This window comes from Martinezella dioscoreae (assembly GCF_009176305.1).
GTDB classification, from domain to species: Bacteria; Pseudomonadota; Alphaproteobacteria; order Rhizobiales; family Rhizobiaceae; genus Rhizobium; species Rhizobium dioscoreae.
The window spans coordinates 325,038-340,235 of the sequence record NZ_BLAJ01000001.1 but is presented as its reverse complement, the minus strand read 5'-3'; the positions used below and the strand labels follow the sequence as shown (position 1 = coordinate 340,235).

The following is a 15,198-nucleotide window of genomic DNA, read 5'->3' as shown; positions in this document are numbered from 1 at the left end:
TGAAAAGTCAGCTAAGACGAGCAATCCCACAAAATGCGAAACGGCTTTCCGGTCGGAATTGCATGAAAATAATGAGAATTCGGAATGCTGGGCTCCGCCTCACCGGCGGAGCCATAAACGCGTCAAACCTCAGGCAGCAGCCTGGGAGAGCGTCGCCTTCTGCGTTTCGAAAGCCCAGGCGAGCCAGGGCATCAGCTTCTGCATGTCGGAAGCTTCGATCGTGGCACCCGCCCAGATGCGCAGGCCTGACGGCGCGTCGCGGTAATGGCCGACGTCATAGGCGACGCCTTCCTTTTCGAGAAGCGCAACCAGGCCCTTGGCGAAATTCGCCTGGCCATCGGCATCGAGAGCGACGACATCCTTGTCGACGATCTTCAGGCAGACGGAGGTGTTGGATTCCGTCTCGGCCTTGACGGCGAGATTGGCGATCCAGTCGTTGGCGGCAACGAAATCGTGGATGACCTTGGCGTTGGCATCGGCGCGGGCGATCAGCGCCTTGAGGCCGCCGAGATCCTTCGCCCAGAGGAGAGCGTCGATATAATCTTCGACGCAGAGCATCGAGGGCGTGTTGATCGTCTCACCGGTGAAGATGCCTTCGATCAGCTTGCCGCCGCTGGTCATGCGGAAGATCTTCGGCAGCGGCCAGGCCGGCTGATAGGTCGTCAGGCGCTCGACAGCGCGCGGCGACAGGATGATGACGCCATGAGCGCCCTCGCCGCCAAGTACCTTCTGCCAGGAGAAGGTGACGACATCGAGCTTGGCAAAATCGAGGTTCTGAGCGAAGGCTGCCGAGGTGGCGTCGCAGATCGTCAGGCCCTTGCGATCGGCGGGGATGAAATCGCCATTCGGAACACGAACACCCGAGGTGGTGCCGTTCCAGGTGAAGACCACGTCGCGGTCGAAATCGACAGCGGAAAGATCGGGCAGCTCGCCATAGCCGGCTTCGAGCTTGCGGACGTCCTTGAGCTTCAGCTGCTTGACGACGTCGGTAACCCAGCCGGCACCGAAGCTTTCCCAGGCGAGCATGTCGACGCCGCGTTCGCCGAGCAGCGACCAGAGCGCCATCTCGACGGCACCGGTGTCGGACGCCGGAACGATGCCGATGCGGTAATCCGCAGGCACTTCCAGAATTTCGCGAGTGAGATCAATGGCCTGCTTCAGCTTTGCCTTGCCGACTTTCGCGCGGTGCGAACGGCCAAGAGCCGCGTCGGAAAGAGCGTTAAGCGTCCAACCGGGGCGCTTCGAGCATGGACCAGAAGAGAAATGGGTATTATTCGGACGGATGTCCGGCTTGGCGAGCTTAGTCATGATGCTATCCTCTCAGATAGAAAGCCCTTCGTTGGGGAAGGGTGTCCCGCCGCCGGATATATTGGAAGCCGCCCGCAAGCGCAATAGTAAAAATTACGGATGGCACTCCCTCACGAAGTCGTGCAGAAAGTGTGATGACATGCAAGTTACGCGCAATGGAAATAAGCCAAATTTGGCTCCATAAAAGCTGGATTCCGTGCAGACGCGCAATCATATAAGACGGTGAGCGCGCCAATTTTGCGCCGATAGAAATAACAAGTGTGCCCGATGTCCCTAACTGCACTCGCCGAAAACCCTTTGATGCCCGTACAGGCCATGCCGGTCTATTTGATCAATATCGATCGCGCGGCAGAGCGGCTGGCCGAGATCCAGCGGCAAAGCGATGAATTCGGCTTCCGATTCGAACGCATCGATGGCATCGATGGCGCGCTCGTCCCGCGCGACCAATGGATCGATGTCGACCATGTCCGTTTCCAGCGCCGACATGGCCGGACCATTCTGCCCGGCGAATACGGCTGCTACCGCAGTCACTTGACGGCTCTGCGCCAGTTTCTGGCAAATGGCGGCGAAATAGCCATCATCATCGAAGACGATGTCGCCTTGGATGCCGAGTTTCTGGCACGTGCCGCGGCAGCCAGGGAAGCCGCGCCAGCCGCCGATCTCATCAAGCTTGTCAATCACCGTTGGAACGGCTTTCGCGCCATGGCGCGCAGCCTCAAGGGAGATATCGTCGGGCGTTGCCTGTTCGGTCCACAGGGTTCCACCGCCTGCTATCTCGTCACGCGCCACGGCGCCGAGAAGATCGTGAAATCGCTCTCCGTGATGTCGCTGCCCTGGGATGTGGCCGTCGAGCGCGGCTGGGACATGCATATATCCATCGTCAGCACGCGCGCGAATATTGCCGGTTTCAGCCGGCTGCAGAGAACGACCATGATCGGCTGGCGCCGCGATTATCGAGCAGCCAAATCTTCTGCCCTGCGGCGTTTTCCGGCGCACATTTTTCGAACTTTGGATTTCTTTCGCCGCATCGCCTATGTGCTGACGACGCCATAGGCGATGAGCCTTACCAGGTGGTGATCCGCAGGCCGACACGAATTTCGTGACGCGACAATGCCCCGTCGCGGCCTGTGGTGGCGCTGGCCGCAGAATCGCCAAACATGTCGCCGCCGGCGATATGGGAGAAGCGATAGCCGAGATCGACCTTGACGTTCGGCGCGACTTCATAGGCGACACCCGCCATCAAGGCATAGGTCATGCGCCAGTCACTTTCGCCAGGATATCGAGCACTGACCGACGCAGCACCGCCACAACCCGATGCGCCATCAAGACAGGAGCCGGTGACATTGACGCTGTTCCAGGAAACCCGCGTGGCACCAAGACCGGCGCCGACATAGGGCGTGAAACCCGCAAGCGTCCCGAGATCGACATAGCCGTTGACCATGAGGCTGCCGGCCCTGAAGGAAGAACGGGCCTTCGTAGAGCATCCCGTGCCGCTGGCCCCGCCGGAACAAGGCGAATCGCTCGAAATGCGGCCATTGAAATCGCCGCTGAAGAAATCGCCTGACACGTCGGCGCGAAACAGATCGTTGAATTGATAGCCGATACCGAGGCCGCCGGAGAAATCACTGCCGAACCGGGTGGAATCAAAGCTGCTCGAACTGTAATCGCCACCCGCAGGATCATAGGCACGAAGTCTCGTATCCGTGCGGCTGGCGTTGACCGAATAGCCCACATCGCCGCGCACATACCATCCCCTGGCATCCTTGACGCTGACCTCCGGCATCTTGATTTCCGGTGGTGCTGCATCGGCCGCAAAGGCAATACCCGCCGATGCGCCTGCCATCGCTGCGGCCAGCGCCAAAGCGTCAAAACGGATCATTACCCCTCGCCTTCCATCCTCGGGCCGACGCCCGCGCGTCGAATCGGCTGGCCTGTGCTTCCTCGCAATATCCTCAAAAAGAGGATCCGATGCAGGAAGGCGGCCATTCTCATTTCATTAACCATAGGGAATTCATGGTTAATGAAGCTTTAAAACAGCGCGGAATTACTTAACGGAATGGGAAAAAGAAAAAGCCGCCCGGAAGAAACCGGACGGCTTTTTAATAACGTGGATTGGATATTGCTTACTTGTAGACCGACGGCTGAACCGGGATATCGGCCGGCGGCATGTAGCTTGCGGTCTGGCAGCCGCCGAAGGTGTAGCGGGCACCGATGCGGGCTTCGTGCAGGTTCAGACCCTTGTCGTAGCCAGGACCGCCATTCTCGTTATAGCCGAACATGTCGCCGCCTTGAACGTGACGGTAGCGATAGCCAACATCGGCCTTGAGATTGCAGCTCAGGTCGATGGATGTACCGGCCATCAGCGCATAGGTGAAGCGCCAGCTGCCGCGGCCATTATGCGTGACCGAGCCGTCGCAGGAATCCGGGTTGGCGTCCGAGCACGACGTGTTCTTCAGATTGCTCCACTTGACATAGGTGCCGCCGAGACCGCCACCGACATAGGGGGTGAAGATGCCGTAAGTGCCGAGATCGACATAAGCGTTGGCAAGCAAGCTATAGGCCGTCAGCGAAGCGAGATCGCGAGAGGTCGCCGCGGTCGGAGTAAAGCCCGGGCCGCAGGCGCCGCAATCGCCCTTCGTGGAGCCCTTGAAGTCGGACTTGAAGAGATAATCGAGCGTCAAGTCCGTGCGCAGGTAGTTGTTGATCTGGTAACCGACACCGCCGCCGAGCGTGACATTGCCGTCCAGCTTCGCACGATCGAAATCGACCAGGCTGGAATTGGAGCCCTGGAAGTAGTTGGCACCGCGCAGGTTCGTGAAGGCATAGCCGACATCGCCGCGCAGATACCAGCCGCTGGATTGGGCGACGGTCACTTCCGGCGCCGGCTGAACCGGTTCCGGTGTATAGAGATCAGCAGAAAAGGCCGACGTGCCAACAAGCAAAGTGGCAAGTGCCCCTATCAGGGTTTTCATCATGGCTTTGGCTCCAAATTTCTTGCCCTTGGCACAGCAAATGCTTGCCAATTGAAAAGACATGACAGGGATAATGATGAAAAGGAGTTAAAACCTGATTAACTACGAATATTTACCCTGTTTATTCAGAAATTATACTTTATTTTATATATTAGAGAACATTGATTTTTAAATAAAGAGAATGGGATACGATTACCCGCTTCCTCTATTTCCTCACAGGAACACAGCGTCCGGGCACAAAGCCAGGCCCGACCCTCTAAACCAATTGGCAAGAAACAAACCATTACAGTGCTTCGGCCGGGAGATAATTCAGGAGGAAGTCGCTGACTTACCGTCGAACAATATGGGCCGGCCTGGGCCTTGCTCTTATCTTCTTGAGCTCCGTCACACTGGCAGGCACGATGCCGGTCAAGCCGGCGGCAGCCACGGCCACTGCTTGGAACAAAGGGCGCGAGACGGGCTTGCCGATCCCGCGCTACGTTTCGCTCCGAGCTCATAAGGCGCGCATGCGCGTCGGGCCTTCGACGATCTATGCCACGAAATGGATCTATATGAAGCCGGGTCTTCCCTTGGAAATCATCGACGAATATGGCCATTGGCGACAGGTGCGCGATGATACCGGAGTGACCGGCTGGATGCACAGCGCCCTGCTCTCCGGAACACGGACGGCCGTAGTCGCCCCGTGGCTGACGAAGAATGCCATGCTGCGCACCGATCCGAATCCCGCCGCCAAGGCAATCGCGGAGCTGCAGCCGCGCGTACTGGTCTCGCTGCAATCCTGCACTGGGACCTGGTGTCGTGTTTCGGTCCGGGAGCATTCCGCCAGAGGCTATGTCAGGCAGGACAAGCTTTGGGGCGCCTATCCCGGAGAAACGTTCCAGTAGGCTGACCATCATGCCGAAACTGAAAATACTATGGCCGCCTCGACGAGGCGGCCATAGTATTATTCCGGAATTACTTCTTTCGTTTGCTCAAGCGGCCGAACGCACATTCGAGATCACGTCGATCAGTCCGCCGACGATACGTTCGATCTGGCCGCGATCGTCGCCTTCCGCCATGACGCGGATCAGGGGCTCGGTGCCGGAAGGGCGGATCACCAGACGGCCGTTGCGGGAAAGCTCGCTTTCCGCATCGGCAATTGCCTGGCGCACCTGAATGTCCTCCAGTGGCTTGCCGCCGGAAATGCGGACATTGCGCAGCAGCTGCGGTACCGGTTCGAAACGGCGACAGACTTCACTGACCGGCTTGCCCGTGCGCTTCACCGCAGCAAGGATCTGCAGCGCAGCCACGAGGCCGTCGCCCGTCGTGCCATAGTCGGACAATACGATGTGGCCGGACTGCTCGCCGCCGACATTGTAATTGTGCTGGCGCATATGCTCGACGACATAGCGGTCGCCGACGGCCGTGCGCGCAAGCGACATGCCACGATCGTCCAGGAAGCGCTCGAGGCCGAGATTGGACATCACGGTTGCGACAATACCATTGCCGCGCAGCGTCTGGCTCTCGGCCCAGCTTTCGGCAATGACGGCCATCAGCTGGTCGCCGTCGATGATCGTGCCGGTCTCATCGACGATGATGACACGGTCGGCATCCCCATCGAGCGCGATACCGATATCGGCGCGGACTTCGTCCACCTTTTTCTGCAGGGCAACGGGGCTGGTGGAGCCGCAGTTCAGATTGATATTCGTGCCATTCGGCTCATTGCCGATGGTGACGACGTCGGCGCCGAGCTCCCAAAGAGCGGCCGGAGCGACCTTGTAGGCGGCGCCGTTGGCACAGTCGATGGCGATCCGCAGACCCTGCAGCGTCACATCGCGCGGCAGCGTGCGCTTGGCATGTTCGATATAACGGTCATGCACGCCATCGATACGCTTGGCGCGACCGATATTCTCCGACTTGGCAAGATGCTCCGACATGTCCTTGTCGAGCATCTCCTCGATTCTCATTTCCAGATCATCGGAGAGCTTGTAACCATCCGGCCCGAAAAGCTTGATGCCGTTATCCTCGTAGGGATTGTGCGAGGCAGAGATCATCACGCCGATATCGGCGCGCAGCGAGCGCGTCAGCATGGCGACAGCGGGTGTCGGGATAGGGCCGAGAACGAAGGCATCGACACCGGCCGCGGTAAATCCCGCCACCATGGCATTTTCCAGCATATAGCCGGAAAGGCGCGTATCCTTGCCGATAACGACGCGATGGCGATGGCTGCCTCGATGGAAGATCGTGCCGGCAGCGATACCTACGCGCATGGCAAGATCCGGCGTCATCGGATAGATATTGGATTGACCGCGAATTCCGTCAGTTCCGAAATAACGACGTTTCATATGCACTCCTGTCGTTGCCGCGTCCTCATCGGGACTGCAGCGGCATCGATATCGCCGCCCCAAAGCAAGCGACACTGCAAACATCGATGCTTGTGGCTCATGCCACAGATTGTAAAACTCGGCACTTAAATTACCGAGAACGCCTATTACAACGCGTTACCATTAATAAGCACTAAAAAACCGTACCAGGTCGAGACCGACAATAGTCCAATTCACAGCCTACTGCCTCCGCATTACTTTGCCCCACCCGCCAGTTGCCACAAGGGCTGATCAACATCGGAAGCGTTACGCCTTTCTGCCCTCTCCGAAACAAAAGGCCAGTCACCTGAAACAGGTGGCTGGCCTCTCAACCGAGATTGAACGCCTCGCGCCTTTAGCGCGGCTGTGGTTCGAAACCGCCTTCGGGTTCATCGCCCTTGGCACCGACTGAACCGTCCTTCTTGGCGCCGGTCTTCGGGACGGCCGAACCACGGCTCGGCGGCGTATCGTCACCGAGGTCGCGCGCCGGCTTTTCGCCGCGGATCAGCGCCTTGATTTCCTCGCCCGTCAACGTCTCATATTCGAGCAGGCCTTCCGCCAGTGCGACGAACTCATCGTGCTTGGAGGTAAGGATATCCTTGGCCTGCTGATAGGCTTGGTCGATCAGACGGCGAACCTCGTTATCGATCTTCTGAGCCGTCGCTTCCGAAACGTTCTTGGATTGCGAAACGGAGTGGCCGAGGAAGACTTCCTGCTGGTTCTCGCCATAGGCGACCTGGCCGAGCTCGTCGGAGAAACCCCACTGCGTGACCATCGCACGGGCAAGCTTGGTCGCCTGCTCGATATCGGAGGATGCGCCGGAGGTGATGTTCTCCTTGCCGAAGGTCAGCTCCTCGGCAACGCGGCCGCCCATCATGATGCAGAGGCGCGACACCATCCACTTGTAGCTCATCGAGTAGCGGTCGCCCTCGGGGAGCTGCATGACCATGCCAAGCGCACGGCCGCGCGGAATGATCGTCGCCTTGTGCAGCGGATCTGCGACAGCGACATTGAGCGCCGTAATCGCGTGACCGGCTTCGTGATAGGCGGTGAGCTTCTTTTCCGCCTCGGTCATGGCCGAAGAGCGACGCTCGGCGCCCATCATAATCTTGTCCTTGGCGTCTTCGAATTCCTGCATCGTCACCAGTCGCTTGTTGCGGCGGGCGGCCATAAGAGCGGCTTCATTGACGAGGTTCATCAGATCCGCACCGGAGAAACCGGGCGTACCGCGGGCAAGCGTCTTGAGATCGACATTCGGAGCCAGCGGCACGTTGCGAGCGTGAACCTTGAGGATGCGCTCGCGGCCGACGATATCCGGGTTCGGCACCACAACCTGACGGTCGAAACGGCCCGGACGCAGCAGCGCGGGGTCGAGAACGTCGGGACGGTTGGTCGCGGCGATCAGGATGATGCCTTCATTGGCTTCGAAGCCGTCCATCTCGACCAGCAGCTGGTTGAGCGTCTGTTCGCGTTCGTCGTTGCCACCGCCGAGACCGGCACCACGATGACGGCCGACGGCATCGATTTCGTCAATGAAGATGATGCAAGGCGCATTCTTCTTGGCCTGCTCGAACATGTCACGGACACGGCTTGCACCGACGCCGACGAACATTTCGACGAAGTCGGAACCGGAAATGGTGAAGAACGGCACGTTGGCTTCGCCGGCGATGGCGCGCGCCAGAAGCGTCTTACCGGTACCGGGAGGTCCGACAAGCAGCACGCCGCGCGGAATACGACCGCCGAGGCGCTGGAACTTCTGCGGATCGCGCAGGAATTCGACGATTTCTTCCAGATCCTGCTTGGCTTCGTCGACGCCGGCGACGTCATCGAAGGTGACGCGGCCATGTGCCTCCGTCAGAAGCTTTGCCTTCGACTTGCCAAAGCCCATGGCGCCGCGCGAGCCGCCCTGCATCTGCCGCATGAAGAACAGCCAGACGCCGAGGATCAGGAGCATCGGCAGCAGCGTGCCGAGATAGCTCAGGAAGCTCGAGGAGCCATCCGATTCCGGACGGCCGACGATGTTGACGTTCTTGCTTTGCAGGCGTTCAAGCAGGCTGTCATCCACGACCGGAGCATAGGTCTGGAAAGGCGTGCCGTTTTCGACATAGCTGCCGACAACGCGGTTGCCCGTGACGGTCACGTCACGAACACGACCGGAATCCACTTCCCGGAGGAACTGCGAATACGGTATTTCCCTGGAGCCTGTTTGTGCCGGCGCGTTCTGAAACATGCTGAACAGGGCAATCAACAGCAGAGCTATGATTGCCCACAGAGCGAAATTACGAAAATTAGGGTTCATCGAACTCCCCAGCACTGAAACTTCCGCCGCTTGAGCGACGGCATTACTTGATCCCTAACATAGGGTTGCGCCAAGCCCTTGCCAAGGCAAACCGCATCGCCGCATGTTTTTTCCGTCTATAGGACCGAAAGCGGCAGCCGCATATAGGCTTCGCGGCCAAAGGCCGCAGAAAGGCGATTGGCGAATGTGAGGTCAAATCGTGTCAAAAAGCGGTCGAAGGGCGCAAGATAGGGCACAACCGTCACCGCTGCCGCCTTTGCCTCCCCTTCCGTCACCGCGAGCGGCATCGCCGCCCGGGCGCGCAGCACCACGCCCTTCGGCATAGTCGCCGGAAAAATAATCATATTTTCCGTGCCTGCTGCGACAATCCGAACCGGGGCGTTGCCCGAATTACTGATCTCGAAACGACCGTCCCAAATGCCTTTCTCGCCCGGCAACAGCCTCAGCGGCGCGATATTGCGGCTTTCCCGCATAAGATAGAGTCCATCGCGCCTGAGGTCGAAGACCACGCCGCCGGCCGTACGTCGACCGGGGCTGGCACTGTTCACAAATTCGAGAACGCGCTCCATTTGCACATGTCCAGGCGCATACGCCTTGCCGCCGAAGACGGCAGCAAGATAGGAAAGCGCATAAGCGACAGCTGCCCGATCCGCCGAAAGTCCGGCTCGATCGATGACACAAGACGCCTGTGCGTGAATTGTGACCCAATCATCGAGCCATGCAGCCGCTCTCTCGGAAAGAGCTGCGCGATCGGCGCCGATATCCACAGGCACACCAGCCATCGGCTCCGCTTGGAGATCTCTGCGCGTACGCACACGCTCGTATTTTATATCCTCATTGCTCGGGTCGTCGAACCAGGATAGGCCATGCCTCCCGAGAAAGGTCCTGATATCCGCCCGCCGACAGGCGAGAAACGGCCTGACGATCCAGATGCGCCGATCGAACAAGACCGCATCAGCAATGCCTGTGCCATGACCGCCCTGCCCGCGGCGCGCGCTGCGCATCGCCATCGTCTCGCGCTGATCATCAAGCGTATGGGCTGTTACGATCACATCGGCCGAAATATCGGAGGCCAGGTCTGCGAGCAATCCGTAGCGCGCTTCACGCGCAGCCGCCATGATGCCGGTCTCGGGCTTTTCCCCCTCCCAGCGGCGGACGAAATGCGGAATGCCGCGCGAAGCACAGAATGCCGCGACCTCGCGCGCCTCATCTGCTGCTGCGGCGCGCAGACCATGATCGATGGTCGCAGCGCTCAGAGTAATATCTTTGTGAGGATGAGATTTCAGCCGCTCGGCAAGGGCAATCAGAAGCCCGGTGGAATCACTGCCGCCGGAAACGGCGACCAGAACATGAGCAGGCTTCGAAAGAGAATGAAGAAATTCCGTCGCGGCGGCTTCGGGCATCAGGACTGTGGCACCGCTGGTCACAGCGTCAATGGGCATGGCAATCAGCAGGCAAGCCGCTTCTCTTCGCTGGCAACCTTGCCGGTCACAGCCTTGGAGGCCTTGGGATAACGCTTGGTCACTTCGCGAAGCGTGGCGCAGGCCGTGTCCTTGTTGTCGAGCGCCGCGAGCGACATGCCGAGCTTCAGCAGCATTTCGGGCGCCTTTTCGGAGGTGCTATATTTCTGATGCGCATTCAGAAAAGTCTTGGCGGCCTCGTTATACTTGCCTTGCGAATAAAGCGCTTCGCCGAGCCAGAAATTCGCATCCGCAGCCCGGGAGCTGCTCGGGTAGCTGTCGAGATACTGACGGAACTCCTGTTCGGCGACGCTATAGTCGCCGGACAGGACATGACCGTAGGCAGCCTTGTATTGGTCGTTCTCGCTGCCGAGCGAAGCCGTCTGCGAGCCGGAGCCCGCGCTTGGCGGCGCGCCCGAACCATTGTTGGCCCCCGTCATCGAGGAACCGATCTGATCGCCGCTCTGGTCGAACTGGATAGAGCCAAGCTGGCTCGGCGGCTTGCCACCGCCGGCGCCGCGCGGCGCGGCGCTGCCGTTCTGCGAATCGGTAATGACGCCGGCAATATCGTCCTGCTGGCCGCCGCTCTGCGCGGGCACGTCGGCCTCGCTCTTCTTCATCGTCCCACCGGCAGCCGGCGCAGCACCGCCGCCGCGCTTTTCAAGCTGCTGGAAGCGGAATTCATTGTCTTCCTGCGCCTTGCGGATCGTCTCCTGCATCTGCAACAGCTGATAGCTCATTTCCTCGACACGGCCATTCAGCTGGCGCATCTGGTCCTCAAGCTGCTGCAGGCGAACTTCGGCATCGCTGTTTTGAACGTTGATGACCGGCGCCTGGCCGTATTGTGCTTGTCTTTGGGAATTGCCGGAAGCCGATTGCGCGGAAGCCTCGCGGCCCCCGAGATGGATTCCGAACAACGACAAGGCAGAAGCATCGCGTTCGCTACCCACGACGGCAGCGAGACAAAGCATGCTCGCCACGACAAGTTTTTTCATATGGATCGTCCTGTCCTATTGATTCTTCGGGCCGGAGGGCTCGAACAGGAGATTTTTACAATTACTCTCAAAAAGCAACGGAGTTCGGCCAAAGTGTGGTCAAAAAAGTAAAGGCGGCCAGGAGGCCGCCTTTTGCATTTCGATCAGTCTTTCTTCGCCTATCAGGAGCCGGCGCCGTTGAGCACGGTGACAGCGCGGCGGTTCTGCGACCAGCAGGATTCGTTGTCGCAAGTAGCGACCGGGCGCTCCTTGCCGTAGGAAATCGTCTTCATGCGGTTCGCGGGAACACCGCGCGAAGCGAGGTAGTTTTTCGCAGCTGCTGCGCGACGTGCGCCAAGAGCAAGGTTGTACTCGCGCGTGCCGGTCTCGTCGGCATGACCTTCGACCGTGATGGAGTAGTTCGGATAACGGGCGAGCCACTGGGCCTGACGATCGAGCGTCTGGGCAGCTTCGGAGCTGATGGAGGAGCTATCAACAACGAAGAAAACGCGGTCGCCGACATTGACCGTGAAGTCCTGCGGCGAGCCCGGAGTAGCATTGCCGGCACCGTTCAGGCCAAGACCGTTGGCATCGTTCGGCAGACCCTTCTTGGAAGCGCAGCCAGCCAGAGAAAGGCCGACGAAAAGCGCGATCATGATCGGGTTGCGTGCGAGGTTTTGCATGTGGCCAACGGCCTGGGTTGCGGTACGGCTCATGGCCGGTCTCTCCTATAAGTCTCTATCAGGGTTGCCAGACTGTAACCGGGTTCGGTTAATCCGATTCCAACAAGTATGGTTAATGATGTCCTAAAATTGTCGCCAAACGGTCCAGTCACAGGACTTTGCGGCGATAAAGTGGCGAGCCCTTCATTACTCGAGAAGCGGCGACCATGCCGGGTCCGAAGCGAAGCCCGGCGTCGGGATCTTCTGTTCGTTATAACCGGTCAGGTCGATCGAATAAATTTGCGGCCCGCTTGCGCCGGACGGCGCGCGGAAGAACATGATGACGCGGCCGTTTGGCGCCCAGGTCGGTCCCTCGCTGTAGGAGCCGGAGGTCAGGATTCGCTCACCGGAACCGTCCGGCTTCATGACACCGATGGAAAAATTGCCGCCGGCACGCTTGGTGAAGGCGATGAGATCACCGCGCGGCGACCAAACCGGCGTGGAGTAGGAGCCGTTACCAAACGAGATGCGGCGCTGGTTGGAGCCATCGGCATTCATGACATAGATCTGTGGCTGTCCACCGCGGTCGCTTTCGAAGGCAACCTGCGTGCCATCGGGCGAATAGGACGGCGAGGTATCGATCGCGGCCGTCGAGGTCAGGCGTGTCGTGGTGCGCGAGCGCAGGTCCATCGTGTAGATATTGGCATTGCCTTCCTGCTGCAGACTCATGATCACGCGCTGCCCGTCCGGCGAGAAGCGCGGCGAAAAGGTCATGCCGGGGAAGTTGCCGACCAGTTCGCGCTGGCCCGTCTGCAGCTGCAGCAGATAGACGCGCGGCTGCTGGTTGGCGAAAGACATGTAGGTCACTTCCTGCCGGTTCGGCGAGAAGCGTGGCGTCAGCACGAGGTCACTGCCGTCGGTCAGCATGCGCACATTGGCGCCGTCCTGATCCATGATGCCGAGCTGCGTCTTGCGGGCCGTCTTCGGGCCGCTTTCGGCGACGAAAACGACGCGGGTATCGAAATAGCCCTTTTCGCCGGTGATCTTCTGATAGATCGCATCGGCGATGATATGCGCGACACGGCGCCAGTTATCCGGCTGGGCGAAAAACTGCTGGCCGATCATCTGGCTGTTGCCGAACGTATCCCAGAGGCGGAATTCGGCGCGAAGGCGGCCGCCTTCCTGCGTGACGCGGCCGGTCACGAGAGCCTGCGCGTTGATCGAGGTCCAGTCCTGGAAGCGCGGGGTCGAATCCGGATTGGTGATCTTCTCGATGAAGGCCTGCTTGTTGATCGGAGCGAACAGTCCGGAGCGCTGCAGGTCGGCGGCGATCACGCTCGAGATCTGCGGGCCGAGCGTATCATTCGACAGAAGGTCTGTGATAGCGATCGGCATGGGCTGGACGTTGCCCTTGTTGATGTTGAGCTCGACCACGGCATAGGCCGGAGTGGATGCCACAGCCATCAAGCCTGCTAGCACCAGCAGGAGACGAACGAGGGAGTTTCTGATCATATGTATCAAGCCTTTCAGCATTAATTCGTCAGAGAGCCGGTTCGAAGTTGAGGGTGACTTCTTTCCAGTCGTCATAGTGATCTGTTGGCAGATTCTTGAGCGGGGCAGCCCGGAGCACGGCTCGCATTGCGCTTGCCGCGATGGCTTGCTGTGTCGCCTTGGGACCGCCGGTTACGGTAACCTTTGGCGCGCCCACGATTTCTCCGCTTCGGCTGAGCTTGAGATGCACATGGACACGGACATGCTTCGCACCCTCCAGGCCGGGAGCGACGTTCCAGTTTCTCGCGACGGCGTAGCGGATACTGTCCCTGGTCGAATTTTCATGCGGCTGCGTAGGGCTTGCAGCCTGCACCGACATGGAACTAGCCAACATCATCCCCAAAGCCGCAAGCAAGCTCATGCCGAGACGGGGACAGTGGTTCGTCAAAAGCCGCACTCCCCGCATCACATCCCCAGATCCGCTGCGCTGAAGTTGACGACGACTTCCTGCCAATCCTCATATTTGTCCGCCGGAAGAATCGTCATGAACTCCGATTGCGCGCGAAGAACCGCGCGTACAGCGGCAGATTGCATGGCACCTTGTGTCGAAGCCGGTCCGCCATTCGTCGTGGCTTCCGGCTGACCGACGATCTGTCCGGATTTGTCGAGCTTGAAGTGCACCTTGATTCGCACGTCGCCAGCGCCTTCAAGGCCGGGTGGGAGGTTCCAGTATTTCTGGATCAGATCGCGCAAACCGTCCTGCTGGCTCTGGCTGAGCTTTCCGGCGCCAAGCGACTTCTTGCCGCCAAGCGAAGCGACCTGGGTATCGGCGCCTGCGGAAGCCTGCTGCGATGAGCGCTTCGCGCCGCCTTTCGACGAGGTGTTGTTGAGAAGATCGTTGATCTGATCGGCGAGACCATCGTCAAGGCCCTTGCTGGAGGCCTTTGGAGTCTGGCGCTTCTTGTCGGCGTCCTTCTTGCCGTCGTCTGCCGAGGTGGTCTTGCTTGTACTCTGCGTCGTTGTCTTGTCCGTCGGCTTGGCGTCGGCGACCTTCACGTCCGGCTTCGGCGTCGGCTTTACTTCCGGCTTCGGCTCGGCAGCCTTCGGCGGCGTCGGCTGCGGCTTCACATCCGGCACAGGGACGTTGTTTGGCAGCTGAATTTCAGCTTGCTCCGTCGGCTGCGGCGTCGGCGGGGTCGGCGTGGCGTCGGCCTTCGGGGTCGGCGGCGTGGGATCGGGCTTCGGCGTCGGCACTACATCCGGCTTCTGCTGCGGAATGGCGGCCACTTCCTTGGGCGCAGCCTCCGTTTCCTTCTGTTCGATCGTCTTGACGTCGTTCGGCTTCGGATCGTCCTGCGGAACGGGCGCATCCACCTTTTTCGGCGCCAGGGCCGCAGTCTCGCTCTCCGGCCTTTGCGTCGGCACGACCGGGTTCTTGATGTCGACTTTGTTCTCGCCGGTATTCTGGGCGTTGGCGACCTGATCCTGCTTGGTCGTCGGCTTGCGTGCGGCGTGATCCGTCACCGGCGCCTTCTTTTCGCCCTGCTGCAGCTGATCCGCCGTCACGATATCGACATCCATCGCCGTGCTTTCCGGCGTCTCAAGCGGCGCCGGCGCACTCAGCGTCACCATGGCGCCGATCAGCACCAGGATGTGAATGACAGCAGAGGTAGCAAGACTGCGCTTCATG

Annotated in this window: 13 protein-coding genes; 2 read left to right on the top strand and 11 right to left on the bottom strand. The window is 59.8% G+C overall.

Annotated features, from left to right (window positions below; translation table 11 throughout):
* Positions 1-129: 129 nt before the first annotated feature.
* Complete coding sequence (locus GDN47_RS01635) at positions 130-1,308, bottom strand: phosphoserine transaminase (protein ID WP_145632026.1); 1,179 nt, start codon at positions 1,306-1,308, stop codon at positions 130-132.
* Positions 1,309-1,575: 267 nt separating this feature from the next.
* Here GDN47_RS01635 and GDN47_RS01625 point away from each other — a divergent pair, with 267 nt between their 5' ends.
* Complete coding sequence (locus GDN47_RS01625) at positions 1,576-2,361, top strand: glycosyltransferase family 25 protein (RefSeq protein WP_233788676.1); 786 nt, start codon at positions 1,576-1,578, stop codon at positions 2,359-2,361.
* A 10-nt stretch (positions 2,362-2,371) separates the two neighbouring features.
* Here the strand turns inward: GDN47_RS01625 and GDN47_RS01620 are convergent, their stop codons facing one another.
* Positions 2,372-3,187, bottom strand: a complete 816-nt coding sequence (locus GDN47_RS01620) for an outer membrane protein (RefSeq protein WP_145632024.1) — start codon at positions 3,185-3,187, stop codon at positions 2,372-2,374.
* 244 nt (positions 3,188-3,431) lie between these two features.
* The gene (locus GDN47_RS01615; protein ID WP_069611818.1) at positions 3,432-4,283 is read right to left on the bottom strand and encodes an outer membrane protein; all 852 of its coding nucleotides are present in this window, start codon (positions 4,281-4,283) and stop codon (positions 3,432-3,434) included.
* A gap of 398 nt (positions 4,284-4,681) precedes the next feature.
* Between GDN47_RS01615 and GDN47_RS01610 the strand changes: the two genes are divergently transcribed.
* A complete protein-coding gene (locus GDN47_RS01610) occupies positions 4,682-5,164 on the top strand; it encodes an SH3 domain-containing protein (RefSeq protein WP_233789744.1) in 483 nt (160 codons plus the stop codon).
* 87 nt (positions 5,165-5,251) lie between these two features.
* Here the strand turns inward: GDN47_RS01610 and glmM are convergent, their stop codons facing one another.
* The 8 genes from glmM to tolA (GDN47_RS01570) all read right to left on the bottom strand — a co-directional run bounded on the left by glmM (position 5,252) and on the right by tolA (GDN47_RS01570) (position 15,197).
* Positions 5,252-6,604 (bottom strand): phosphoglucosamine mutase, encoded by a 1,353-nt coding sequence (gene glmM / locus GDN47_RS01605; protein WP_145632022.1) that lies wholly within the window; start codon positions 6,602-6,604, stop codon positions 5,252-5,254.
* Between the two features lie 373 nt (positions 6,605-6,977).
* Complete coding sequence (gene ftsH / locus GDN47_RS01600; RefSeq protein ID WP_113330342.1) at positions 6,978-8,921, bottom strand: ATP-dependent zinc metalloprotease FtsH; 1,944 nt, start codon at positions 8,919-8,921, stop codon at positions 6,978-6,980.
* A gap of 116 nt (positions 8,922-9,037) precedes the next feature.
* Positions 9,038-10,363: a tRNA lysidine(34) synthetase TilS gene (tilS, locus tag GDN47_RS01595; protein ID WP_152092566.1), complete on the bottom strand. Its 1,326-nt coding sequence runs from the start codon at positions 10,361-10,363 to the stop codon at positions 9,038-9,040.
* A gap of 5 nt (positions 10,364-10,368) precedes the next feature.
* The gene (ybgF, locus tag GDN47_RS01590) at positions 10,369-11,376 is read right to left on the bottom strand and encodes a tol-pal system protein YbgF (protein WP_069611822.1); all 1,008 of its coding nucleotides are present in this window, start codon (positions 11,374-11,376) and stop codon (positions 10,369-10,371) included.
* Positions 11,377-11,537: 161 nt separating this feature from the next.
* A complete protein-coding gene (gene pal, locus GDN47_RS01585; RefSeq protein ID WP_069611823.1) occupies positions 11,538-12,071 on the bottom strand; it encodes a peptidoglycan-associated lipoprotein Pal in 534 nt (177 codons plus the stop codon).
* A 153-nt stretch (positions 12,072-12,224) separates the two neighbouring features.
* Entirely contained in the window at positions 12,225-13,529 is a 1,305-nt protein-coding gene (gene tolB, locus GDN47_RS01580) for a Tol-Pal system beta propeller repeat protein TolB (RefSeq protein WP_069611824.1), read from the bottom strand.
* 28 nt (positions 13,530-13,557) lie between these two features.
* Positions 13,558-13,905 carry a cell envelope integrity protein TolA gene (gene tolA, locus GDN47_RS01575; RefSeq protein ID WP_162746320.1) on the bottom strand — a complete coding sequence of 116 codons (348 nt, stop codon included), beginning with the start codon at positions 13,903-13,905 and terminating at the stop codon, positions 13,558-13,560.
* Positions 13,906-13,973: 68 nt separating this feature from the next.
* Positions 13,974-15,197 (bottom strand): cell envelope integrity protein TolA, encoded by a 1,224-nt coding sequence (gene tolA, locus GDN47_RS01570; protein ID WP_113395227.1) that lies wholly within the window; start codon positions 15,195-15,197, stop codon positions 13,974-13,976.
* Position 15,198 lies beyond the last annotated feature (1 nt).